The organism is Micromonospora sp. WMMD708, assembly GCF_049315245.1.
In the GTDB taxonomy this organism is placed as follows: Bacteria; Actinomycetota; Actinomycetes; order Mycobacteriales; family Micromonosporaceae; genus Micromonospora; species Micromonospora wenchangensis.
On the sequence record NZ_CP186060.1, the window covers coordinates 2,552,452 to 2,577,309 of the forward strand.

General features: G+C 73.5%; 17 protein-coding genes. 13 read left to right on the forward strand and 4 right to left on the reverse strand.

Annotated features, from left to right (window positions below):
* The first annotated feature begins 106 nt into the window (after positions 1-106).
* Positions 107-4,372: a family 43 glycosylhydrolase gene (locus tag ACN260_RS11245; protein WP_422755906.1), complete on the forward strand. Its 4,266-nt coding sequence runs from the start codon at positions 107-109 to the stop codon at positions 4,370-4,372.
* Between the two features lie 93 nt (positions 4,373-4,465).
* On the opposite strand, the gene ACN260_RS11250 is transcribed toward ACN260_RS11245, so the two are convergent.
* The 4 genes from ACN260_RS11250 to ACN260_RS11265 form a co-directional block, all read right to left on the reverse strand.
* Complete coding sequence (locus ACN260_RS11250) at positions 4,466-5,323, reverse strand: hypothetical protein (RefSeq protein WP_422755907.1); 858 nt, start codon at positions 5,321-5,323, stop codon at positions 4,466-4,468.
* 115 nt (positions 5,324-5,438) lie between these two features.
* Positions 5,439-6,146, reverse strand: a complete 708-nt coding sequence (locus ACN260_RS11255; protein ID WP_422755908.1) for a response regulator — start codon at positions 6,144-6,146, stop codon at positions 5,439-5,441.
* Complete coding sequence (locus ACN260_RS11260; protein ID WP_422755909.1) at positions 6,139-7,377, reverse strand: sensor histidine kinase; 1,239 nt, start codon at positions 7,375-7,377, stop codon at positions 6,139-6,141. Before ACN260_RS11260 ends, ACN260_RS11255 begins: the two co-directional genes overlap by 8 nt.
* 97 nt (positions 7,378-7,474) lie before the next feature.
* Positions 7,475-8,620: an IS630 family transposase gene (locus tag ACN260_RS11265; protein ID WP_422755910.1), complete on the reverse strand. Its 1,146-nt coding sequence runs from the start codon at positions 8,618-8,620 to the stop codon at positions 7,475-7,477.
* Positions 8,621-8,825: 205 nt separating this feature from the next.
* Here ACN260_RS11265 and ACN260_RS11270 point away from each other — a divergent pair, with 205 nt between their 5' ends.
* The 12 genes from ACN260_RS11270 to ACN260_RS11325 all read left to right on the forward strand — a co-directional run bounded on the left by ACN260_RS11270 (position 8,826) and on the right by ACN260_RS11325 (position 24,847).
* Positions 8,826-9,074: an acyl carrier protein gene (locus tag ACN260_RS11270; RefSeq protein ID WP_422755911.1), complete on the forward strand. Its 249-nt coding sequence runs from the start codon at positions 8,826-8,828 to the stop codon at positions 9,072-9,074.
* Positions 9,067-10,629, forward strand: coding sequence for a class I adenylate-forming enzyme family protein (locus tag ACN260_RS11275; RefSeq protein WP_422755912.1), 1,563 nt, complete (start codon positions 9,067-9,069; stop codon positions 10,627-10,629). Before ACN260_RS11270 ends, ACN260_RS11275 begins: the two co-directional genes overlap by 8 nt.
* 159 nt (positions 10,630-10,788) lie before the next feature.
* The gene (locus ACN260_RS11280) at positions 10,789-11,511 is read left to right on the forward strand and encodes a Phenylacetic acid catabolic protein (protein ID WP_211291637.1); all 723 of its coding nucleotides are present in this window, start codon (positions 10,789-10,791) and stop codon (positions 11,509-11,511) included.
* Between the two features lie 15 nt (positions 11,512-11,526).
* The gene (locus tag ACN260_RS11285) at positions 11,527-12,657 is read left to right on the forward strand and encodes a 4Fe-4S cluster-binding domain-containing protein (protein WP_420117020.1); all 1,131 of its coding nucleotides are present in this window, start codon (positions 11,527-11,529) and stop codon (positions 12,655-12,657) included.
* 31 nt (positions 12,658-12,688) lie between these two features.
* A complete protein-coding gene (locus tag ACN260_RS11290) occupies positions 12,689-12,946 on the forward strand; it encodes an acyl carrier protein (protein ID WP_088646323.1) in 258 nt (85 codons plus the stop codon).
* Complete coding sequence (locus tag ACN260_RS11295; RefSeq protein ID WP_422755913.1) at positions 12,943-13,809, forward strand: SDR family oxidoreductase; 867 nt, start codon at positions 12,943-12,945, stop codon at positions 13,807-13,809. Before ACN260_RS11290 ends, ACN260_RS11295 begins: the two co-directional genes overlap by 4 nt.
* Positions 13,810-13,830: 21 nt before the next feature.
* Positions 13,831-16,983, forward strand: a complete 3,153-nt coding sequence (gene aroA / locus ACN260_RS11300) for a 3-phosphoshikimate 1-carboxyvinyltransferase (RefSeq protein WP_422755914.1) — start codon at positions 13,831-13,833, stop codon at positions 16,981-16,983.
* Positions 16,980-18,128, forward strand: coding sequence for an acyl-CoA dehydrogenase family protein (locus ACN260_RS11305; RefSeq protein WP_422755915.1), 1,149 nt, complete (start codon positions 16,980-16,982; stop codon positions 18,126-18,128). The genes aroA and ACN260_RS11305 overlap by 4 nt, the downstream gene beginning before the upstream one ends.
* Positions 18,125-18,919: an SDR family oxidoreductase gene (locus tag ACN260_RS11310; protein ID WP_422755916.1), complete on the forward strand. Its 795-nt coding sequence runs from the start codon at positions 18,125-18,127 to the stop codon at positions 18,917-18,919. Before ACN260_RS11305 ends, ACN260_RS11310 begins: the two co-directional genes overlap by 4 nt.
* Positions 18,916-20,934, forward strand: a complete 2,019-nt coding sequence (locus ACN260_RS11315; protein WP_422755917.1) for an FAD-dependent oxidoreductase — start codon at positions 18,916-18,918, stop codon at positions 20,932-20,934. The genes ACN260_RS11310 and ACN260_RS11315 overlap by 4 nt, the downstream gene beginning before the upstream one ends.
* Positions 20,931-22,964, forward strand: a complete 2,034-nt coding sequence (locus ACN260_RS11320) for an ABC transporter ATP-binding protein (RefSeq protein WP_422755918.1) — start codon at positions 20,931-20,933, stop codon at positions 22,962-22,964. The genes ACN260_RS11315 and ACN260_RS11320 overlap by 4 nt, the downstream gene beginning before the upstream one ends.
* Positions 22,961-24,847 (forward strand): ABC transporter ATP-binding protein, encoded by a 1,887-nt coding sequence (locus ACN260_RS11325; RefSeq protein ID WP_422755919.1) that lies wholly within the window; start codon positions 22,961-22,963, stop codon positions 24,845-24,847. The genes ACN260_RS11320 and ACN260_RS11325 overlap by 4 nt, the downstream gene beginning before the upstream one ends.
* Positions 24,848-24,858 lie beyond the last annotated feature (11 nt).

The following is a 24,858-nucleotide window of genomic DNA, read 5'->3' on the forward strand; positions in this document are numbered from 1 at the left end:
GCGGGCGTGCGCGCAGCGCATCGGCGGACGACACATCCTTGACGGCGTCTGATTGTTGCGTTGACAATTCCAGCCTGTTAACGCTCACAACGCCGAGGAATCCCCCATGCCCTCCGCAGTTCCCCGGAACCCCCACCCCACCCCCACCCCCCACCGCACCCGTACGGTCGTCGCCGCCACCGTGCTCACCCTCCTCGCCGCGCTGGCCCCCGCCACCGCGGCCCCGGCCGCCGCCGCCGACGTCACCGCCGGGCTGCTGCTGCGCTACGACCTCGACCAGCGCACCGGTACCACCGTCGTCGACACCTCCGGCCACGGCAACGACGGCACCCTGGTCGGCGGCGGCACCTGGACCGGCACCGACGGGCTGCTGCTCGACGGCGTCGACGACCACGTCAAACTGCCTGACAACCTGCTGGCCGGCCGCTCCTCGCTCACCGTGGCGGTGGACGTCCTGGTCGACCCGGCCCAGCAGACCCCGTACTTCCTGTGGGGCCTGGGCAACCCGGCCACCTCCGCCACCGGCACCGGCTACCTGTTCGCCAGCGGCGACGCGTTCCGCGCCGGCATCACCACCACCAACTGGGCCGGCGAGAAGGTCACCGGCACCGGCGGCAACCTGACCCGGGGGGTGTGGAAGTCGGTCGTCTACACCCAGACCGGCACCACCGGCACCCTCTACGCCGACGGCGTGCAGGTGGCCCGCAACACCGCCGTCACCGTGCCGCCCAGCGCCGTCGGCAACGGCGTCACCACCGCCAACAACCTGGGCCGGTCGAACTACGCCACCGACCGGTTCCTCAAGGGACGGGTGGCGAACTTCCGGATCTACGACCGCGCCCTCACCGCCGCCGAGGTCGCGGTGGTCGCGCAACCCGGGGAGTCCGACCAGACCCGGGCCGAGGCGGCCGCCGCCGCGCTGACCCTGGTGCACGCCGACGACGTGCGTGGCAACCTGACCATGCCCACCACCGGCCGCTACGACGCGACGGTCCGCTGGCGTTCGGCCCGACCGGAGGTGGTCACCGCCGACGGCGTGGTGCGTCGTCCCGCGCACGGCGCGGGCGACACGACGGTGCCGGTGACCGCCACGGTCACCGTCGGCGCCGCCACCGTCGAGCGGACCATCACGCTGACCGTCCGTGAGCTGCCGGCCCCCGCGCCGTACGCCGGCTACGCGTTCAGCTACTTCACCGGCAACTCGATCGCCGGTGAGAAGATCTACTTCGCCGCCAGCCGGGGCAACAACGCCCTGCAGTGGACGGAGGTCAACGGCGGCCAGCCGAAACTGGAGTCCACCCACGGCACGCTGGGCCTGCGCGACCCGTTCCTGATCCGCAGCCCGGAGGGGGACCGGTTCTTCCTGATCGCCACCGACCTGTCGATCGGCCGCAACGGCGACTGGGACGCCGCCCAGCGCCGGGGCAGCCGCTACCTGGAGGTGTGGGAGTCCACCGACCTGGTCAACTGGTCGGCGCAGCGGCACGTCGAGGTCTCCCCGCCGACCGCCGGCAACACCTGGGCGCCGGAGGCGTACTGGGACGCCGAGCGCGGCGAGTACCTGGTCTTCTGGGCCTCGAAGCTGTTCGCGGAGAACGACCCCGACCACACCGGCAACACGTACAACCGGATGCTGGCCGCCACCACCCGCGACTTCGTCACGTTCAGCCCGGCGACCATCTGGCAGGACCGGGGCGAGTCGCGGATCGACTCCACGATGATCCGCGAGGGCGACACCTACTACCGGTTCACCAAGGACGAGGGCGGCGGCGGCACCGGCTGTTCCGACATCATCCAGGAGAAGTCCCCCTCGCTGACCGCCGTGGACCTGCCCGGAAAGCCTTCGTGGACGATGCTCGACTCGTGCATCGGCCGTGACGCCGGCACCTCCGCGGTGGAGGGACCCACCGTGTTCAAGGCCAACCCCGGCGACACCTCCGGCTCGCGGTACTACCTGTTCGTCGACGAGTACGGCGGCCGGGGCTACATCCCGCTCGGCACCGACGACCTGGCCAGGCCGAACTGGAAGGTGCCGGCGTCCTACCGGCTGCCGGCCAGCCCCCGGCACGGCACCGTCATCCCGGTCACCCGCGCCGAACTCGACGCGCTCACCGACGCCCCACCCCCGGTGCAGGCCAACGCCGACGGGGTGGTCGCCCACTACCGGCTCGACCAGGCAGGCGGCGGCACGGTCACCGACGACTCCGGCAACGGCCACCACGCCACCCTGGCCGGTGACGCCCGCTGGGACGCCGGCAGCCTCACCCTCGGCGGCACCAACGGCCACGTCGACCTGCCCGACAACATCATGTCCGGGCTGGACGAGATCACCGTGTCGATGGACGTGAACATCGCCGCCGACCAGGCCACCCCGTACTTCGTGTGGGGGCTCGGCAACACCGACGCAGGCGGCGTCGGCAACGGCTACCTGTTCACCACCGGCAACGACTACCGGACCTCGATCAGCCTGGGCAACTGGACCGGCGAACAGACCGTCACCGGCGGCCGGGCGCTGCCCCGGGGGGTGTGGAAGACGCTGACGTACACCCTGAACCGGGCCGGCACCGCCCGGATCTACCTGGACGGGGTGCGGGTGGCCGAGAAGACCGGGCTGACCGTCGCGCCCGGCGACATCGGCGGCGGCCGGACCACCGCCAACTACCTGGGCCGCTCCCAGTACGCCAGCGACCGCTACCTCAAGGGCCGCATCCGCGACTTCTCCCTCTACAACCGGGCGCTCAGCGACGCCGAGGTGGCCGCGCTCGGCAGCAACGGCACCAGCGTGGTCGCCGTCGAACTCGACAGCCTCAAGGTGCCGGCCATCGTGGACGCCGCCAGCGGCACGATCACCCTGCCGGTCCGGCCGGGCACCGACCTGACCAGCCTCGCCCCGCGCTACCTGGTCGCGCCCACCTCGACGGTCCGACCCGCCGGGCCGCGCAACTACACCCGACCGGTGACGGTCACCGTCACCAGCGCCGCCGGGGCCAGCCGCGCCTGGACGGTGCGGGCGGTGCCGATGAACACCCCGGTGCTGCCCGGGTACAACGCCGACCCGAACATCGTCCGGTTCGGCGACACGTACTACATCTACGGCACCACCGACGGCTTCCCCGGCTGGGGCAGCTCGACGTTCACCGTGTGGTCCAGCCGCAACCTGGTCGACTGGACCGCCCACGACACCATCCTCGACCTCGGGCCGGACATCAGCTGGGCGGACACCAACGCCTGGGCACCGGCCGCGATCGAGAAGAACGGGAAGTACTACCTGTACTTCTCGGCCCAGCAGAACATCGGCGTCGCGGTGGCCGACTCGCCGCTCGGGCCGTTCGTCGACCCGCTCGGCCGGCCCCTGGTGAGCAAGGCCGACTACGGCAACGCCCAGCAGATCGACCCTGCGGTCTTCACCGACGACGACGGGAAGAGCTACCTGTACTGGGGCAACGGCACCCCGTACGTGGTGCCGCTCAACGACGACATGGTCTCCTACGACGTCGCCCGGCGGGTCCGGCTGACCGGGCTCACCGGTTTCCGCGAGGGCCTGTTCCTGCACAAGCGCAACGGCGTGTACTACCTGTCCTGGTCGATCGACGACACCGGCAGCGAGAACTACCGGGTCGGTTACGGCACGGGCAGCAGCCCGCTCGGGCCGTTCACCAGCCGGGGGGAGATCCTCACCAAGGACCCGGCCCAGGGCATCCTTGGCACCGGCCACCACTCGATCATCCAGGTGCCCGGCACCGACGACTGGTACGTGGCGTACCACCGGTTCGCCATCCCGGGCGGCGACGGCACCCACCGGGAGACCACCATCGACCGGTTGTACTTCGCCGCCGACGGCACCATCACACCGGTGGTGCCCACCCTGACCGGGGTGGAGCCGCTGCGCTACCGGGGCGGGCAGCCCCGGCTGCGCATCACCGATCCCGGCGCCGACGGCTGGTACGGCGCGAACGCCGCCCTCACCCTGGCCCACGGCGAGCTGATCAGGCTGGTGGAGTACCAGATCGACGGGGGTGGCTGGTTCCCGTACCGGGAGCCGGTGGCCCTGCCCGCCGGCCGGCACACGATCGAGTACCGGGCGCAGGGGGTCAACCTGCTCTGGAGCCCGACCTGGGCGACGTCGGTGCAGGTGGACGGGGTCGCTCCGACCGCCGAGGCGACGCTCGTCGACCGGGCGCTCGTCGTCACCGGCCGGGACGCCGACTCCGGGGTGGCCCGGGTGGAGTACCGGCTCGACGGTGGGGAGTGGACCACCTGGACCGGGCCGGTGCCGCTCGACGACCTGGCGCACGGGGTCCGTTACCGCGCGGTCGACGTGGCCGGCAACGTCGGCGAGGTGGCCGTGCTGCGGGTGCCGGCCCTCCGGTAGCCGCGGCCGGACGCGCCGCCCGACCATGTGTCGGGCGGCGCGTCCGCGTCCCGGGGTCGCCGGTCCGCGGTCACCGCGAACCGCCGACCGGGGTCACTTGCGCTCTGCCGACCAGGTCCCGGTCTGGCCGGTGGGGGTGGACATGGTGCCCTTCATGGTGGTGCCGTCGACCGTGGCGAGGTAGGTGGCGGTGCCGATGAGCCAACTCGCGGTCGGCGGCGTGCTGGTGTACGGCCCGGAGATCACGTTCCCGTTGGAGTCGGTGAGATAGACCCGCCCGTCGGTCTTGAACGTCCAGGGTTCACTGACCTCGCAGGTGAAGTTCTTCCAGCAGTAGGTGACCTTCCAGACGCCCAGCGGGCTGGAGATGACCACGGGCAGGGACCAGGCCGGGTCGTCGGTGATCTTGTCGAACCACACCCGGGGCGCCCAGTTCCAGGACGGCTGGGCGGGGAAACGCACCCCGTACGCGGTCAGGATGCGGTAGGTGTGGTCCATGCAGTTGTTGGTGGCCGCCGCGTAGCCGCCGCCGCTGACCACGAGGGCCTCGGCCGCCGCGGCGGCCGGCTGCCGGCTGGCCACGGTGGTGCAGGTGTACTCGTCGTACCCGCGTGTCTTCATTGCGTTGACCATCGAGGTGAACGAGCCCGACTCCTTCCAGTAGCCGATGTCGCCGCCGGCCGGCACGTACGGGCTGCTGCTCGGGTTCTCGGTCGCCCCGTAGGTGTACGTCGTGGTCGACGACTGGTAGCCCCAGCCGGTGTGGCCCAACCCGTGGGCCCCGCTGACCCGGACGAACACGCACGCCTTGCCGGCCACCGCCGGAACGGGTGTCGCGGCGGCCGGCGTCACCGCCACCAGGGCCGCGCCCAGGGCCAGTACGAGGGCCGCCAGCAGGGCCGCGCCCCGGGCCGGCCAGCCGCCGGGCCGGGCAGTCGATGGTCGCATCATCAGGTCTCCGTCCACAGGGGTGGGAATCGATGCGCCTGACCGTAGGCACGGGCGGCGGCGGGCACATCGGACCACGGGCCGCCCGCCGGGTCCGCCCACGGTACGAGGGGCCGCCCTACCGGGGTGGCGGCCGGCCGGCGACCAGCCCGTGTTCGTAGGCGAAGATGACCGCCTGGACCCGATCGCGCAGCCCGAGCTTGGCGAAGATCGCGCCGATGTGGGTCTTGACGGTCCGCTCGCCGACCCGCAGCTCCCGCGCGAGCTCCGCGTTGGTCAGCCCGGCCGCCACCAGACCCAGTACCTGCCGTTCGCGGGGGGTCAACCGCGACAGCGCCGGCGGCGCCGGTCGGGCCCGGCCGAGCAGGTGGCCGAAACTGTCGATCAGACGACGGGTGACCTGTGGTGAGAGCACCGCCTCCCCGGCGGCGACGCTGCGGATCGCCCGGACGAGGTCCTCCGACGGGCCGTCCTTGAGCAGGAAGCCACTGGCCCCGGCGTGCAATGCGGCGGCGACGTACTCGTCGAGCCCGAAGGTGCTCAGGATCAGCACGCGGGTCGTCGCCAGTTCCGGGAGCGCGGTGATCAGCCGGGTGGCCTCGATCCCGTCGACCCGGGGCATCCGGATGTCCATCACCAGCACGTCGGGGCGCAGCCGACGGGCCAGCAGCAGCGCGCCCGCACCGTCGTCCCCGGTGCCGACGACAGTGATGCCGGGCTCGGCGTCGAGCATCGCCGCGAACGCGTCCCGCAGCAGCGGCTGGTCGTCGACGACGACGACCCGTACCGCCGCCGGCCCGCCGGCCTCCTGGTGGCCGTCAGCCATGGCCGGCGCTCCCGTCCGACGGGGTCGGCAGCGGCAGGTGGGCGACGACCTCGAAGCCCCCCGGCGGGGTCGGCCCGGCCCGCACCGTGCCGCCCAGTTGGGTCACCCGGTCCCGCATCCCGGCCAGTCCCCGTCCGGTGCCGGGGTCGGGCGGGCGCGGCCCGCGGACCGCCGGCTCGTCGACGACCCGGATGGTGAGCCGGCCCGGCTCGTACGCGAGGGTGAGCCCCACCCGGGCCTGCGGCCCGGCGTGCCGCAGCGTGTTGGTCAGCGCCTCCTGCACGACGCGGTAGGCCGGCGCGGCGACCGCGGGCGGCAGCGGAACCGGTACGCCGCGGGTGCGCAGGTCCACGCAGAGCCCGGCGGCCCGGATCCGGTCGAGCAGGCCGGCGAGATCGGCGTCGAGCACCGGCTGCGGGGCCGGTTCCACGTCGATCACCGCGAGCATCCGCCGCATCTCCGTCATCGCCTGCCGGCCGGTGGCGCAGATCGACTCCAGGGTTCCCGCCGTCCGGGGCGACAGGGTCGACGCCTCCCCGCGCCGGGTGGTGTCCGCCTGCACCACCATCAGGGTGACGTGGTGCGAGACGACGTCGTGCAGGTCCCGGGCCAGCCGCAGGCGCTCCGCGGCGGCGGCCTCCCGGACCAGACTCTCCCGCTGCTGGGTCAGCCGCGCCTCGCGCTCGCGGACGGTCGCGACGCGGGCCTCGGCGCCCTGCCGGTGCTGGTTGCCCAGCGCCCAGACGATGGCGAACAACACGTAGTTGCGGAGCACCTCCTCGGGGTGGGCCACGTCAAGGCCGGGCAGCAGGGCGGTGGGCACCACCAGCAGGGCGACGCCGTTGGCGGTCCGGGCGACGGGTGCGGGAGACAGCGCGCCGACCGTCCACACGGCGATGAGGACCGCGAGGAAGTCGGGGACCGCGGTGCCGGTCAGCGGCCGGTGCAGCACCGTCACCAGCGAGACGACCGCCAGCACGGTCGCCGGCCGACGCCGCCGCAGGGCCAGGGGTACGGTGCCGGCGACGACCAGCAGCACGGCCACCGGGTCGGGTGGCCAGCGGGCGCCGACGCCGATGAAACCCAACCGGGGCACGGCCAGCGCCAACAGGAACAGGGCCAGGACCGTGTCGGTCACGTCGGGATGCCGGCCGAGCCACGCCCACCACCGTGCCGTCGACCTCGACAGCCGGGCCACGGTGACGGGCCGGCCCAGCGGTGTACGTCGCACCCGACCATGATGCGTCAGGAGCGTGGGGGTGTCGCCGCCCCGGGCGCGGTGCCCGCACCCGTCGTTGCGGGCCGGGGCGCGATGCGACTTTGTCATCTCACATGCCGGTTGGCAGGGTGGACAGGCGTCCGGACACCTCCCGTTCGACAGATGTCGATGCGCCGGAAGTCCGTTCATGATGTCGGGCCCGCGCCCGGCGGATCTCCTCCGCGCCGGCCACCCAGCGTGCCGCAGTCGTCAGGCCGGTGGCGTCCCCGGCGGCGTGGGGCCCGGGACCGTCGGCGCCGTGGGCAACCGGCTCCCCGGGGTGGCCCGGGGTCGGCCCGGCGGCGGCCGGATCGCGGCCGGCGAGCAGCCGCGACCACCTGTGGACCTGGCCGGCCCAGGAGTCACCAGCCGGCAGCAGGTGCAGGTGGAAGCGGGGGTGGCGGGTCAACCAGCCCCGGACCGCCGGGGCGTCGTGCACCGCCGGGTCGTCGGCGACCAGGTGCACCTCCAGGTCGACGGGCACCGCCCGGTCCACCGTCACCAGGAACCGCCGGTACGCCCCGGCGTGCCGGGGCCGGTCCGGGTCGGCCCCGGCGGTGGCCACGAGCTGCTCCGGCCGGGGCGCTGCGGGCACCGGCCGGTACCCCGGTGGCGGGCCGGCGGCCGGCGGCCCACCACCCCGATCGACCGGGTGGCCGGTCGCCGGCCGGTCGTCGCGGGGGGTGGCGCACAGCGCCAGGGTCCGCCCCGGATGCTGGCGGTAGAGCCCGACCAGGGCCACCACCCGGGCGACGAACCCCGGGTCGGTGGCCAGGGTCAGGCCGTCCTGGAGGTGGGGGCGCAGGTCGAACCGACGCCAGATCCGACCGACCGTGGACGCCGACAGCCCGCTGTACGTGGCCATCGATGCCCGGGACCAGCGTCGCGCCGGGGCGGGGGTGGCGTCGAGGGTGGCCGCGACCACCCCGTCCACCTGCTCCGGCCGGACCGAGCGGGGCCGGCCGGCACGCGGGTCGTCGGCGAGCCCCGGCAGCCGCGCGGCGGCGAACCGGGAACGCCATTTCCCGACCGTCGCTGGTGAAACGTTCAACCGGGTCGCGACCTCGATATTCGTGGCCCCCTCGGCGCAGGCCAAAACGATTCGGCAGCGAATGGCGAACGACTGCGTCGAGTGGGCCGCGCGGGCCCCCTTCGTGAGCTGTTCCCGTTCCTCGTCGGTGAGCACCAGCCTGGCCTTCGGTCGCCCCTTCCCCATGCCACGATCCTATCCGGATATGACATGGACTAATGGCGCATCGCGATGGTGGGAGCGGTCACGGTCGATTGCTCGGACGGTTGCCCTGGACGGTTCACGACGGGACTGAGTATGGTCCCGACGAGTCCCGGACTTGGGGGAAGGGGCCGCTACCGCAACGTTGCCGTGGCCCGTGTGGTGATCTGACATGGGGGGAACCGCTTCAGTGACCACGACCGATCTGTACGAGAACATGACGTCGATCTGCGCCGAAGTCCTCCACCGGTCCACCGTCGGTCCCGACGACGACCTCGTCGAACTCGGCATGGACTCGGTGGGCGCGGTGGAGATCGTGACCCGGGTCGAGGCGGTGTACGGGGTGGACGTGGTCGACGTCATCTTCGACACGCCCACGGTCAACCGGCTCTGCGCGGTCGTGGAATCCGCCGCCGTCCGCGACGAGTCGCATGCCTAGTCCGCTGGCCGAGCCGAACCTCGCCGACACGGCGACCCTGCTGGATCTCGTCACCCAGGCCGCGGCGGCCTACGGGGACGACCCGTACCTGCTCCCGGCGGAGCCGGGTGGACGGGAGATCAGCTTCACCGACGTGCTGACCTTCACCCGGGGCTGCGCGGCGCTGCTCGACGGGCACCGGGTGCCGCCGGGCGGCCGGGTGGCCGTGGTCCTGCACAACTCGTCGCTGGCCGCGCTGCTGTTCCTCGGCGTCATCGCCGCCGGGCGGATGCTGGTGCCGCTGAACCCGAAGTCCGGCCCGGCCGAACTGGACACCCTGCTCGCCCACGCCGACGTCGCGCTGGTGCTCGGCCCGTCGGCGACGGCGGCGAAGGCGTCGCCGGGCCGGCGCTGGCTGACCGTGGACGACGCGGAGGGCTTCCTCGCCGCGGTCCTCGACCGGGGCGTCGCCTACCAGGGGGAACTCGTCGCGCCACCGGACGGCGGGGCGGGCGACGCCGAGATCGTCTACACCTCGGGGTCGACCGGCGCGGCCAAGGGCGTCGTGCTGTCCCACCGCGCCCTGCTGGCCAACTCGCTGGCGATGGTGAAGTGGGCCGACGCGGGCCGCGACGACGTCTTCCTCAACGTCATCCCGATGCTGCACGTCGGTGGGCAGGGCCTGCCCACGCTGACCCCGCTGTGGTCCGGGGGGCGGACGGTCTGCGTCCGCTCGGAGGTGGCGCTGGCCCGGTTCTGGAACTACGTGGACCGGCACCGCCCGACCTGGACGCTGGTGGTCAACGCCTACCTCGCGCACTTGGTCGAGCGGCCGCAGCGCCCGACCGGCAGCCGGCTCAAGGGCGTCCTCGCCGGGGGCTCGGCGCTCAGCCCCGACCTGATCCACCGGTTCGAGAGTACCTTCGGCATCCCGGTGTTCCAGGTGTACGGGATGACCGAGATGACCTCGCTGACCGTGGTGGAGCCCCGGGACCGCCGACCGGGGGACCGGCGCACCGCCGGCCTGCCGGTGCCGTTCGCCCGGGTCCGGGTCGTCGACGCGGACGGGCGGGACGTCGCGCCGGGGGAGAGCGGCGAGGTACTGCTGAGCGGACCGAGCATCTTCACCCGGTACGAGGCCGCGCCGGAGCTCACCGCCGGGCGGCTGGTCGACGGCTGGGTGCGCAGTGGCGACCTCGGCCACCTCGACGACCGTGGCGAGCTGACCATCGTGGACCGGATGGACAGCATGGTCATCGTCAGCGGCGAGAACGTCTACCCGGCCGAGATCGAGAACGTCGTGCCGCAGCTCGACGGGATCGCCGACGCGGTGGTCGCCGCGCTGCCGCACCCGGTGACCGGGGTGGAACTGGTACTGGTCTACACCCTGCTGCCCGGCGCGGTCGCCCGGGAGGACGAATGGCGCGCGCTGTTGCTCAAGCAGCTCAGCGCGTTCAAGGTGCCGCGCCGTTTCGTCCCGCTGGCGCAGCTCGGGGTCGACAGTTTTCCGCGTACCCCGCTCGGCAAGATCCAGCGGTCGGACGTGCGGCGGTTGGCGATCACGAACCTGACCTGAGTCACCGTCGGTGTCGGACGAGGAGGAACGGGGGTTCTGCCAGGAGATCGGTTCACCGGGGGCACCTGCGGGTCCGTCGTCGTACCGCACGGGTGTCGGTGCCCCCGTTCCGTAATTTGCGGGCGTGAATGCCAACAGGAGGCGAGCTGCGTTATGCCGGTGGAGATCTTTGACGACGAGGAAGTGGTGGTACGTACCCCCGACGAGCTGAAGCGGATGCCTCGGGCGTACCAGAAGGCGTTGATCAGTCAAATTATGATCAACACGGAGGGTGAACTCTCCGGCGGAGACGACTACACCATGATGTTCCTGCCGCTGGCGCCCAACGCCGAGGAGCGTCAGGTGTGCGCGGAACGGGCCGCCGAGGAGTACGACCACTACAAGATCGGTAAGCGGGTGCTGGCCGAGATCGGCATCGACACCTCGCACATGGAGTCCCAGTCCATCGAGGAGCGTCGGCTCTTCGCCGACAAGCGGCTGCACCAGTGCACCACCTGGGCCGAGCGGGGGATCTACTCGTACATCGGCGAGGAGAGCGCCCTGATCATGATCAAGGAGTTCGCCCAGGGCAGCTACAAGCCGTGGGCGGACGCGGTCCGGACGATCATCCTGGACGAGAAGATCCACATCGCCCACGGTGCCCGGGTCTGCCGCAACCTCGCCGCCACCGACGAGGGCCGCGAGCAGTTGCAGGCCGCGTTGGACCGGCTCTGGCCGGTGTTCCGCGACCTGTTCGGCACCCCGGAGTCCGAACGGTCCAAGCGGGCGGTCCGCTACGGCCTGCGGCGCACCACCAACGGTGAGGCGTTGCAGCAGTGGGAGAACACCGTCATCCCCCGGATCCACGCGCTGGGGCTCGTCGTCCCCGCCGTGACCACCTGAGAGGACGCCCCGCCCATGCCCACCCCCATCGCGATCAATCCCCGTCCGCTGTCCCGGCGCGAGGCCAAGGTCCGCCTGGCGTCCCTGCTGGCCGACCGACCCGACCTGGCCGCGCGGTTGCAGGTCGTCCGGGACATGGGCCGCCGGGTCAGCGCGACCGAGGTGCACCTCACCACCACCTGCAACATCCGGTGCAAGGGGTGCTGGTACTTCGAGGGCGGCTTCGACGCGGCCGTCCCCGAGACCTCGGACCCGGCGCTGATCTCCCGGTTCGTGGACTCGCTGGTGGCCAGGGGCGTCACCCAGGCGACCCTGATCGGCGGAGAACCGACCCTGGTCCTGCCCCGGGTGGTGCCGTTCGTCGAGCGGCTGCCGTACGTGACCATCTCCACCAACGGCATCCGGCCACTGCCGATGAGCGGCTTCGAGCAGGTGGCGGTCGCCATCAGCCTGTTCGGCGGCGGCCCGCTCGACGACGCGCTGCGCGGCTACCGGGTCAACGGCTCGTCGTTCTCCGGCCTGTTCGAAACCGCCCTCGGGCACTACCGCAACGACCCCCGGGTGATCTTCGTGTACGCCCTGTCCGAGGAGGGCCTACAGTACGTCGAGCCGACCGTGCGGGCCATCCAGGACAACGGCAACCAGGTCACCTTCAACTTCTACTCCGCCCACGGCAGCGACCACGCCCTGCGGATCGAGAACGAGCAGCGCACCCTCGCCGAGGCGCTGCGGGTCAAGCAGGCGTACCCGGAGACGGTGGTCTGCCACCCGTACTTCATCGAGTCGCTGATCACCGGCCGCACCCACTGGGACGGCCAGTTCGGCTACGACGTCTGCCCCAGCATCAGCGTGGACCACCCGGACCACGCCGAGCGTATCCGCAACGGCAACCCGGTCCTGGACGGCTTCGCCGTCTACGGCGCCGACTACCAGACCCTCCAGTTCTGCTGCACCTCCGGCAACTGCGCGGACTGCCGGGACAGCCAGGGCGTCTACAGCTGGCTGCTGGTGAGCATGAACCGGTTCCTCGACGACACCGGCCGGCTGGAGACCTGGCTGGAGCTGGCCGAGAGCTACTGGCGTCAGTGGTACTGGGCGCAACGGCACCACACCAACTTCGCCCGCCGCGCCCCGTTGACGGCCTGACCGATTCCCCTGCGAGACAAGGAGCACCCGGATGTCCTCACCATCGACCGAGATCACCGCCCCCGCCGTCGAGGAGCGCCTGCGCGCCGAACTGATCGACCTCGGCGTCGAGGAGGACGCGATCAGCACCGACGCCAAGTTCGACGCGCTGGACATCGACTCGCTCGACGTCGCCGACCTGATGGCCATGGTCGTCAAGGAGTACGGGGTGGAGATCCCGCGCAGTGAACTCGCGGACGTCACCATCGGTCAACTCGTCGAGCGGATCGTGGCGGGCGCGTCGAGTTGAGCTCGTTGCTGAGCCTGGACAAGCGCACCTACCTGGTCACCGGGGTCCTCAACAACGAGTCCATCGCCTGGCACGTCGCGGCGGCCCTGCAACGCGAGGGCTGCGAGGTCATCCTGACCTCGTACGGGCGGGTCGGCCGGATCACCCGCCGGGTGGCCGAGATGCTGCCGTCCCGCCCCGAGGTGCTCGAACTGGACGTGATGTCCGACGCGAGCGTCGAGGAGCTGGCGGAGCTGATCGGCAGCCGCTGGGGGCAGCTCGACGGGGTGCTGCACAGCATCGCCGCCGCCCCGCCGGACGCGTTGGGGGCCGGCTTCGCCACCGCCGCAGCCGGCGGGGTGCTCGACGGGTTCCGCGCGTCGGCGTACTCGTTGCAGCAGCTCACCTCCGCGCTGTCGCCGCTGCTGAGCCGGGCCCCCGGCGGCGGCGCGGTGGTCGCGCTGACCGTCGACTCGACCCGGGCGCTACCCGGCTACGGGTGGATGGGGGTCTACAAGTCGGCGCTGGAGGCGGTCTGCCGCTACCTCGCGCTGCACCTCGGCCCGGCCGGGATCAGGGTCAACCTGGTCGCCGCCGGGCCGGTCGAGACCGTGTCGGCGCGCGGGGTGCGCACCTTCTCCGCCCTGGCCGACCAGTACGAGCGGTGGGCGCCGCTGGGCTGGGACCGGGCCGATCCGGCCCGGGTGGTCGGGGCGGTGCTGTTCCTGCTGTCGGACCTGTCCCGGTACACCACCGGGCAGGTGGTGCACGCCGACGGCGGCATGCACGCCGTCTTCGGCGGCGTCCCGGCCCCCGGCCCGGCTGCGGGGCCGGGGCCGGGCCCAGCTCCGGCGACACCGTCGCCACCAGACACCGCCGGCTGACACACACTGCGGGGAGGGACTGTGCGTCTCGTCATCAAGGGCACGGCCGAGCCACTCGTGGGCGAGTTCGACGTCCCGGCGTCGAAGTACCACGCGCACCGGGCGCTGATGCTCGCGTCGCTGGCGGACGGGACCAGTCGCATCCACGGGGCCTGCCACGCCGGCCACGTGCAGCACACCATCCGGGCGCTGCGGGACCTCGGCACGGCCATCACCGTCGAGGGCGACGCGTTCGTGGTCCGTGGCGGCCGGTACCGGCCGGTGCGTCCGGAGGTCTCGGTCGGCAGCTCGGGCACCACGCTCTACTTCCTGACCGGGCTCGCCGCCCTCGCCGAGACCCCGGTCGGCATCACCGGGCAGAAGTACTTCCGGCGGCGGCCGATCCGCCCGCTGCTCGACGCCCTCGCGGGCATCGGCGTGCAGATCACCTCCACCGGCGGCCTGCTGCCGATCCGGGTCGCCGCCCAGCCGCCGACCGGGGGCCGGGTGCGGATCCCCGGCACGCTCTCCCAGTGGATCTCCAGCCTGCTGCTGGTCGGCCCGTTCGCCACCGGCCACACGGTGGTCGAGGTGGTGGGCGAGTTCAACGAGCGGTCCTACGTCGACCTCACCGTGGCGATGATGCGCCAGTTCGGCCTGCACGTGCAGGTCAGCGCGGACGGCCGCCGGTACGACATCGAGCCCGGTCAGCGGCCCACCCCGGCGGTGGTGCGGCTGCCGCCGGACGTCGGTGCCGCCGCGTTCGGCCTGGCCGCGACCGCCCTGCACCCGTCCGACGTGCTGTTGCGGGGGTTGCCGGCGGTCCCCGCCGGGGAACTGGACCATCCGGAGGCGCACCTGCTGGACATCCTCACCACGATGGGCGTGCCGCTGGCCCGCGACCCGGCGACCGGCTGGATCAGGGTCCGCCACGACGGGCTGCGGCTGGCCCCGGTGCGGGTGGACTGCCGCGCGGTGCCCGACATGCTGCCGGTGCTCAGCGTCCTCGGCTCCCACGCGCACGGCACCACCGTGCTCGACCACGTGGCCCACGTACGGCTCAAGGAGTCCGACCGGGTGACGGCGATGCTGCAACTCAACCGGATGGGCGGCCGGCTGCGGCTCGACGGCGACCGGCTCGTCTGTGAGGGCGTCGGCCAGTTACGGGAGGCCGACCTGTCCTCGTTCAACGACCACCGGGTCCTGATGGCGCTGGCGGTGGCCGCCTCCCGGGCCACCGGCGAGAGCCGGCTGACCTACCCGAACGCCCACCGGATCTCCTTTCCGCAGTTCCTCGACCAGATGAACGGCGTCGGCCTCAACATGTCGGTCGACCGGGCCCGCGCCCGCCGCCTGCCCCGCCCCGCCGCCCCACCGGCGGCGGACCGGCGGCCTGCCGCGACCGCGCCGACGACCGCCGTGTCGTCGCCGTCGTCCGCAACGGCACCGTCGGCGGCACCGGTCCGCTCCGTCGACACGTCGTCGGCGTCGGTGGCCGTCCTGCCGACGCCTGCCGAACTGGCCGCCATCCCGGTGGCCGGGCTGGTCCGCCGGCACGCCGACGCGCGCGGCGACGACGAGGCCGTGGTCGAGGCGGCCTCGCCCGGCCGGGCCGGCACCACGCTGAGCTGGCGTGAGCTGGACCGGGCCGCCGACCGGGCCGCGTCGCTGCTGCGGGAGCTGGGCGTGGGCCCCGGTGACGTGGTCGCCTGGCAACTGCCCAACTGGTCGGAGTTCGTGGTGCTCACGCTCGCCACCCTCCGGGTCGGGGCGGTCTGCTGCCCGCTGATGCCGTTCTTCCGGGAACGCGAGATGAGCCGGCTGCTGCGCCGCTCCCGGGCCCGGGTGCTGGTGATCCCCGACCGGTTCCGGGGCCGCGCGCACCTCGCCGAGACCGCGGCGATGCTGGCCGGCCCGGACGCCCCGGGCGTGGCCCACGTCCTCGTCGTCGCCGGCCACACCACACCGGACGGCACCACCGCGTCGGACGGCACATCCACGCCGGACGGTGCCGCCGCAGCCGGACTGCCGGCGGACACCACCGTCCTGCGCTGGCAGTGGTTCGGCCCGGCGCTGGCCCGCCAACGGCCCGACGACGCCGCACCGGCCGCCGGCCGGCCCGACCCGGCGGCGCTGGCCCAGCTGATGTTCACCTCCGGCACGTCGGGCGAGCCGAAGGGCGTGCTGCACCGCGGCGACACGCTGACCCGGGCCGCCGCCATGCAGGCCCGGCACCTCGGCCTCACCGCCGCCGACCGGCTGTTCATCCCGTCACCGCTGGCCCACCAGACCGGCTTCCTCTACGGCATGTGGCTGGGGTTCACCATCGGCGCACCCGTCGTGCTGCAACCGGTCTGGGACGGCCGGACCGCGCTGGAGACGTTGCACCGCACCCGGGCCACCTTCGTCCAGGCGGCCACCCCCTTCCTGGCCGACCTCGTCGAGGCCGTGGAGACCGGCGGGCAGCCGCCACCGACGCTACGGGTCTTCGTCGCCACCGGCGCGGCGGTGCCCCGCACCCTCGCCGAGCACGCCACCCGCACCCTCGGCGCGGCGGTCTGCGGGGCCTGGGGCTCCACCGAATCGTGCCTCGGCACCCTCTCCGCGCCGACCGACGCTCCCGCACACGCCTGGGGCACCGACGGGCGGGCGCTGGAGGGGGTCCGGATCAGGGTGACCGACGACGCCGGCAACCCGCTCGGCCCCGGCGTGGAGGGCAACTTCGAGGTCGCCGGCGACTGCCTGTTCGCCGGCTACCTCGACCGCCCGGACCTGACCGCGGCGGCGCTCACCCCGGACGGCTGGTACCGCAGCGGTGACCTGGCCACCATCGACGACGCCGGCTACCTGCGAATCACCGGCCGGGTGACCGACGTGATCAACCGGGGCGGCGAGAAGATCCCGGTGGCGGAGGTGGAGCAGCTGCTGCACACCCACCCCGCCGTCCGCGAGGTGGCGATCGTGGCGATGCCCGACCCGCGCCTCGGCGAGCGGGCCTGCGCGTTCGTGGTGACCCGGGCGGAGCTCACCTTCGCCGGGATGCAGCGGTTCCTCGACGACCACAAGGTCGCCAAGCAGTACTGGCCCGAGCGGCTGGAGACGGTGGCCGCGCTGCCCCGCAACGTGGTCGGCAAGGTGCAGAAGTTCGTGTTGCGTGACCAGATCAGCGCAACGATCGGCGAGGAGGCAGAGTGACCCAGGCCGATGGCACGTCGTTCGCGACGTTGGCCCGCGAGGTCGAGGCGTTCGTCCGGGGCCCCGGCGAGCAGTACGCGGTGGCGATCGAACGCGACCGCAGCGTCCCCGCCCAGCTCTGGACGGACCTGCGCGACCGGGGCTACCTGCGGCTCGCCGCGCCGGTCGACTACGGCGGGGCCGGCCTGTCCTTCACCCAGTACCTGCACCTGCTCGAACTGTTCTCGATGTCGCACGCGTCGCTGCGGATGATCGTGCACGTCTGCAACGGGGTGTGGCGCTCCATCGACCAGTTCGCCTCCGACGAGCAGCGCAAGAAGTTCGTGCTGCCGCAGGTCGCCGGGGACCTGCGGGTCGCGTTCACGCTCACCGAACCGACCGCCGGCACCGGGGCCGACCTGCGCGCGAGCGTCGTACGCGACGGCGACACCTACCTGCTCAGCGGCGAGAAGCACCTGATCACCTTCGGGGTGAGCTGCGACTACTGGCTGCTGTTCGCCAGGCTCGACGGCAGCACCGGCAAGGACGGCACGGTGGCGCTGATGGTCGACCGGCACGTCGAGGGCGTCCGGGTCGAACCGATGCCCGACACCATGGGCGTACGCGGCACCGACCACGCGCACCTGATCTTCGACCGGGCGCCGGTGCCGGTGGCCAACCGGCTCGGCGAGGAGGGCGACGGGCTGGCCGTCGCGCTCGGCGGCTTCCTCACCCCCAGCCGGATCGGCGTGGCGATGACCTGCGTGGGGCTGGCCCGCCGGGCGCAGGAGCTGGCGGTCGAGCACGCCCGCAACCGGGTCACCTTCGGTAAGCCGCTGACCGCCCGGCAGGCGGTGGCGTTCGCGCTCGCCGAGAACGCCGCCGACATCGAGGCCGCCCGACAGCTCACCCTGCACGCCGCCCGCCGCTGGGAGGCGGGCCAGGACGACGCCGGGGCGCTGTCCTCGATGGCCAAGCTGGTCGCGGTCGACATGCTGACCCGGGTCACCGACAAGGCGTTGCAGGCGCACGGCGGCATCGGCTACTGGGAGGGCAGCACCATCGAACGGGTCTACCGTGACGCCCGCGCGCAGCGCTTCGAGGAGGGCACCAACGAGATCCAGAAGACCGTGATCGCCCGGGAGATCCTGGCGGCCGGCCGATGACCGCCTTCCAGGACCGCACCGCGCTGATCACCGGCAGCTCCCGGGGCATCGGCCGGGCGCTGGCGCTCACCCTGGCCCGGGGCGGCGGCTCGGTGGTGGTCAACTACAAGAAGAACGCCGAACTGGCCGAGCAGGTCCGTAAGGAGATCACGCAGCTCGGCGGGCGGGCCGTCACGGTGGCCGCCGACATGGAGCAACCCGAGGAGATCGAACGGCTCTTCGCGGTGGCCGCGCAGGAGTTCGGCACCCTCGACTACTTCGTGTGCAACGCGGCGGCAAGCTCGTTCAAGAACATCATGGACCTCAAGCCGCACCACCTCGACCGGTCGTACGCGATGAACATGCGCTCGTTCGTGCTCGGTGCGCAGCAGGCGGTGCGGCTGATGCCCGACGGCGGCCGGATCGTCGCGCTGTCCAGCTACGGCAGCATCCGCGCCTACCCGACGTACGCGAACCTGGGCGCCGCCAAGGCGGCGATCGAGTCATGGGTGCGGTACATGGCCGTCGAGTTCGCCGGACGCGGCATCAACGTCAACGCGGTCAACGGCGGCATCATCGAGACCGAGTCGTCCGGCTACTTCTACGACGTGCCCGGGATGGCCCCGCTGTCCGGGGTGCTGCCGCTGATCCCCAAGCAGCGGATGGGCACCGCGCAGGAGGTCGCCGACGTGATCGCCTTCCTGCTCTCCCCGGCCGCCGAGTACGTCACCGGGCAGACCCTGGTCGTCGACGGCGGCCTGTCGATCGTCTCGCCGCCGTTCAGCCGGGACCTGAGTGGCCCGCTGGCATGACGGCCGGACTGGACAGGGTGCTGCGGCCCGGCCGGATCGGCCGGCTGGTGCTGCCGCACCGGATCGTGATGGGGGCGATGCACCTGGGCTGGGACCACCGGGACGACGGCGGTCGGACGCTGGCCGCGTTCTACCTGGCCCGGGTGCGCGGCGGCGCCGGGCTGATGGTCACCGGCGGCGCGGCGGTCAGCCCGGCCGGCGCCGACGTGCCGAGCTCCGGGGTGCTCGACGACACCGCCTTCCGGGACCGGCTGCGCCGGGTCGCGGGGGAGGTCGGCGCGGCCGGCGGTCTGCTCGCCCTCCAACTCTTCCACGCCGGCCGGTACGCCCGACCGGACACCGGCGGCCCGCACCCGGTCGCCCCGTCGGCGGTGCCCAGCCCGATCTCCCGGCTCACCCCGCACGCGCTGCCCGCCGACGCGGTCACCCGGATCGTCGGGGACTTCGCCCGGGGCGCGGCGCAAGCCCGTGACCTCGGGTTCAGCGCCGTGGAGATCATGGGCTCCGAGGGGTACCTGATCGACCAGTTCCTCTCCCCGCTGACCAACCGGCGCGACGACGAGTGGGGTGGCGACCCGCAGCGCCGGATGCGGTTCGGGGTGGCCGTGGTGGCAGCGGTCCGGGCCGCCGTGGGCCCCGACTTCCCGGTCGTGATGCGGATGACCGGCGACGACCTGCTGCCCGGCGGCACCGACCGGGACACCGTGACGGCGTACGCCCGCGCGCTGGCCGCCGCCGGTGCCGACGCGCTCAACGTCGGCGTCGGCTGGCACGAGTCGCCGGTGCCGACGGTGCAGGCGCTGGTGCCGCCGGGGCACTGGGTGCCGGTCGCGACGGCGGTCAAGGCCGCGGTGGGCGCGCTGCCCGTGCTGGCCAGCAACCGGATCAACCGGCTGGCCCAGGCCGAGGCGGTCCTCGCCGGCACCCCGCTGGACCTGGTCTCGATGGCCCGGCCGTTCCTGGCCGACCCGACCCTGGTCGAGCGCAGCCGGCACGGCCGGCCGGTGAACGTCTGCGTGGCCTGCAACCAGGCCTGCATCGACAGGTCGCTGGTGGGGGCCGCGGTGTCCTGCATGGTCAACCCGCTCGTCGGCCGGGAGGCCGACCCGGCGACGCCGGCCGGGCCGGCACCGTACGTCGACCCGGCGGTGCGGGCCGGGTCGACGTCGGTGGACGGGCCCCGGACGGTGGCCGTGGTCGGTGCCGGCCCCGCCGGGCTGCGGGCCGCCCACGACCTGGCCCTGGCCGGACACCGGGTCACCGTCTACGAGGCCGACGGGGAGCCCGGCGGCCAGTTCCGGCTGGCCTGCCGGGTGCCGGGCAAGGCCGACTACGCCGAGACGGTCCGGTTCCTCACCGCCGAGCTGACCCGGCTCGGCGCGCGACTGCACACCGGCCGGCGGATCACCGACGCCGACGAGGACCTGCTGCGCCGCCACGACGGGGTGATCGTCGCCACCGGGGTGCTGCCGCGCCGCATCGACCTGCCCGGCGACGGGCTGCCGCACGTCCGCGACTACGGCTCGGCCTTCGCCGACGACGCGCTCGGGCGGCGGGTCGTCGTGATCGGCGGCGGCGGCATCGCCGTGGACCTCGCCCACCTGGCCAGCCAGCGTCCGGACCGGCAGGTAACCGTCCTGCTGCGCGGTGAACGGCTCGGCCCCCGGATGGGCCGCTCGACCCGCTGGGCGGTGCTGGCCGAGTTGCGCCGCCGACGGGTCGAGGTGGTGCCGGGCGTGCGGGACCTGCGCGTCGACCCCGACGCCGTGCGCCTGGTCGACGGCACCGGAGCGGCCCGGTCGGTGCCCGCCGACACGGTGGTGGTCGCCGCCGGTCAACTGCCCGCCGACGCCCTGGTGCGCACCGTACGCCGGGCCGGGGTGTGGCACCGGGTGGTCGGCGGGGCCCGGGACACCACCGGGCTGGACGCGGTCCGGGCGTTCGCCGAGGGACACGACGCGGCGCTGGCCTTCCAGCGGGCCGTGCGGACCCAGCGGGTCGGGGAGCCGGCATGAGTGGCGACGCGACGACGGCCGGTGCCGTGGCCGGGGTGGTCCGCCGGACCGCCGTGGACCGGTGGCGCATCGTCACCCTGCTGCCCCGAGCGGGCGCTCCGGCGGTGGCCGCCGCAGTACTGGTCAACCTGCTGCTCGCCGCCGCGCCTGTGGTGTTCGTCGTCGCGACCAGCCGGATGATCGGCTGGCTGCCGCAGGCGGTCCGCGACGGCGTCGAGTCGCCGGCCTTCGGGCACCTGGTGACCGCCTTCGTGCTGGCCGCCGGGGCGCTCAGCGCCCAGCAGCTGCTGGCCCAGCTCCAGGTCACCACGGGTCTGCTGGTGCAGCGTCGGATCGACGGTGCGGTTGCCGACGAGCTGATGGCGGCGGCGCTGGGCAGCACCAGCACCACTCCGCTGGAGGACCAGACGCTGCTCGAACAGCTCACCGAGGCGTCCCGCGAGGTCGAGCACGGCATCCAGAGCCCGGGTGCGGCGGGTGCCGGGATGCTGGCCCTGCTCGCCCGCTACGGGCAGCTCCTCGGGTACGCGGTGCTCGTCGGGGCCGCCTTCGCCTGGGCGGCGGGGGTCGGCCTGCTCGTCGCCGTGCTCGCGTTCCGGCACGGTCAACGCGGCGGCCTGCGCCGTTACGCGGCGATCTACGGGTCGATCGTGGCCCGGGTCCGCCGGTTGACCTACTTCCGGGGCGTGGCGATGGGCCGGCCGGCCGCCAAGGAGATCCGCGTCTTCGGTCTGCTGCCGTGGCTGCGCGGGCAGTACCGCCAGGCGTACCTGGACTGGATGCGTCCGGTGTGGGTGCAGCGGCGGCGGGTCTACCTGCGGCCGTACCTCCTCCACACCGCCGTCGGGTTGACGGTCCTCGTGGCGGTCCTCGCCGCGCTGGGGCTGGCCGGCGGGCAGGGCCGGGTGGGGCTGACCCAACTGGCGCTGGTGATCCAGGCGGTGCTGGCGGCGGTGCAGCTCGGCGAGTTCTACCCCGAGGCCGACGTGCAGACCCAGTTCGGCATGAACGCCTACCGGGCCGTCGGCGAGTTCCGGGCCGGGATGCGCGACCGGACGTCCCCCGACGACGGTGCTGCCGACGACGGACCGCCCGACGACGACCCGGCCCCGGCGGCGACCGCGGAGTCCGCCCCGGCGGGCGACATCCGGTTCGAAGCGGTGTCGTTCCGCTACCCGCACCGCACGGAGCCGGTCTTCACCGACCTGGACCTCACCCTGCCGGCGGGGGCGTGCACCGCCATCGTCGGCCTCAACGGCGCCGGCAAGACGACGCTGGTCAAGCTACTGGCCCGGCTGGCGCTGCCGGACGCGGGCCGGATCACCGTCGGCGGCCGGCCGATCGACGAGCTCCCGACGGCCCGCTGGCGACGTGAACTCGCCGTCATCTTCCAGGACTACCTGCGGTACGCCACGAGCGCGGCGGACAACATCGCGCTGGGGGCGGTCCGGCACGCCGACGACCGGGACGGCATCCGGGCCGCCGCCGAGGCCGCCGGCATCCTCGCCACCCTCGACGCGCTGCCGCATGGGCTGGACACCCCGCTGAGCGGGCAGCTGCGCGACGGGGTGGACCTGTCCGGCGGGCAGTGGCAGCGGGTGGCCATCGCGCGGGCGCTGTTCGCCATCCGGCACGGCGCGTCGGTGCTGGTCCTCGACGAGCCGACGGCCAGCCTGGACGTCCGGGCCGAGGCCCGGTTCTTCGACGAGATCATCGCCGCCACCACGGGGGTCACCACCATCCTGATCTCGCACCGGTTCGCCACCGTCCGCCGGGCGGACCACATCGTCGTGCTGGCCGAGGGTCGGGTGGTCGAGCAGGGCTCGCACGCGCAACTGCTCGCCCGGGGCGGCCGGTACGCCCGGCTGTTCACCCTCCAGGCGGAACGCTTCGCCACCCCCGCCGCAGACACCCCGCCGGCCGACCGTCCCGACGCCGGCCCACCGGCGGACGATCCCGGCACCGGTGCGCCGACCGGCGGTCCGGACGGCGGCGCGGTGGACGCCGGGTCGACGCGGAGCGTCAGGTGAACCGGGGTCTGCTCTCCGCCGGCTGGGCGCTGTGGCGTACGTCGCTGCGTCAGGACCGGCGCAAGGCGCTCACCGCACTGGTCCTGGTCGTCGCGGGTGCGGTGGCGTGGCCGCTGGTGGCGGTGCTGCTGCGGGTGCTCTTCGACGCGGTCACCGCCGGCCGGCCGGTCGCCGCGAGCCTCGCCGGGGTGGGTGTGGCGGTCGGCCTGATCGCCGGGCTGACCCTCGGTCACTTCGCCCACATCGCCTACTTCGAACTCGCCGAACTCGACGTCCTGCACGTGCACCAGGAGCTGATGGACGCCACGAACGGCACGCCGGGGATGGCGCACTTCGAACGTTCCGAGTTCGCCGACAAGATCACCGTGCTGGAGGAGGACGTCGAGCAGCTCCGGGTGGGCCTGCAGGCCGTGCTGACCGGCGTCGGCCTGGCCGTGGCGATGACGTTGACGACGGTGGTGCTGGCCGTACTGCATCCGCTGTTGTTGCTGTTGCCGCTGGCCGCCGCGCCGCCGCTGCTGGCCGGCCGGTGGGCGGAACGGATGGTGAACCGGGCCCGGGAGGCCGGTGCGGAGTCCACCCGCCGGGCGGCCGGGCTGTTCGGGCTGGCCACCGACGCCGCCGCCGGCAAGGAACTGCGCGTCTTCGGACTCACCGGGGAGGTGCGGCGGCGGCACCGCGGCCACTGGCAGGACGCCACCCGACGGTTGTGGCGGGCCCAGCTGGTGGCGAGCGTGGTCCGGATGACCGGGCAGTTGGCGTTCGCCGCCGGGTACGTGCTGGCGGTGCTGCTGATCCTTCGTGACGCCGTCGCGGGCCGGCGCGGGGTGGGTGACGTCGTCCTGGTCGTCACCATCGCCGCCCAGGTCAACCAGCAGGTCGCCGCGGCGGTCGGGGTGTTGCAGGACCTCCAGCGGCTGCGCAGCGTCTACCGCCGGCTCGACGAGGTGCACGACCTGGTCCGCGCCGCCGACCGGCACCCGCCGCCCGGCGACCCGACGCCCGGTCACTCCGCCGTCGGGCCGACCGTCGCTCTCGGGTCGGGTGCCGCCGCCGGGTCGACAGCCGCCGTCGGCTGCGTCGCCGCCGGTGCGCCGCCGGCCCGGCTGCGGGAGGGTATCCGGCTGGCCGGGGTCACGCTGCGCTACCCCGGCGGCGCACAACCGGTGGTCACCGGTCTCGACCTGCACCTGCCGGCCGGTGCCACGGTCGCCGTGGTCGGCGAGAACGGCGCCGGCAAGACCACCCTGGTCAAGCTGCTCTGCGGCCTGCTGACGCCGACGTCCGGCCGGATCCTCGTCGACGGCGTCGAGTTGGCCGCGCTGTCCCTGCCGGGCTGGCGCGAGCGGATCGCCGCCGGCTTCCAGGACTTCGTCCGCTTCGAGCTGCCGGCCCGGCAGGCCGTGGGCGTCGGCGACCTGCCCCGCCGCGACGACGACGAGGCGGTACGCGCGGCGCTGGGCCGGGCCGGCGCCGACGACCTGGTCGGGCAGCTCGACGAGGGACTGGACACCCCGCTGGGCCGCAGCCACACCGACGGGGCGGAGCTGTCCGGCGGCCAGTGGCAGAAGCTCGCCCTCGGCCGGGCGTTCATGCGCGACGACCCGCTGCTGGTGGTGCTGGACGAGCCGACCGCCGCGCTCGACGCGGAGGCCGAGTACGCCCTGTTCGCCCGCTACCGCGACCAGGCCCGGCAGGTCGCCGCCCGCACCGGCGCGGTCAGCGTGTTCGTGTCCCACCGGTTCTCCACCGTGCAACTGGCCGACCTGATCGTGGTGCTCGCCGACGGCGGCGTCGCCGAGGCCGGTAGCCACGCCGACCTGCTGGCCGCCGGGGGCCGGTACGCCGAGATGTTCGAACTCCAGGCCAGGGCGTACCGGTGACCGGCCCCCAA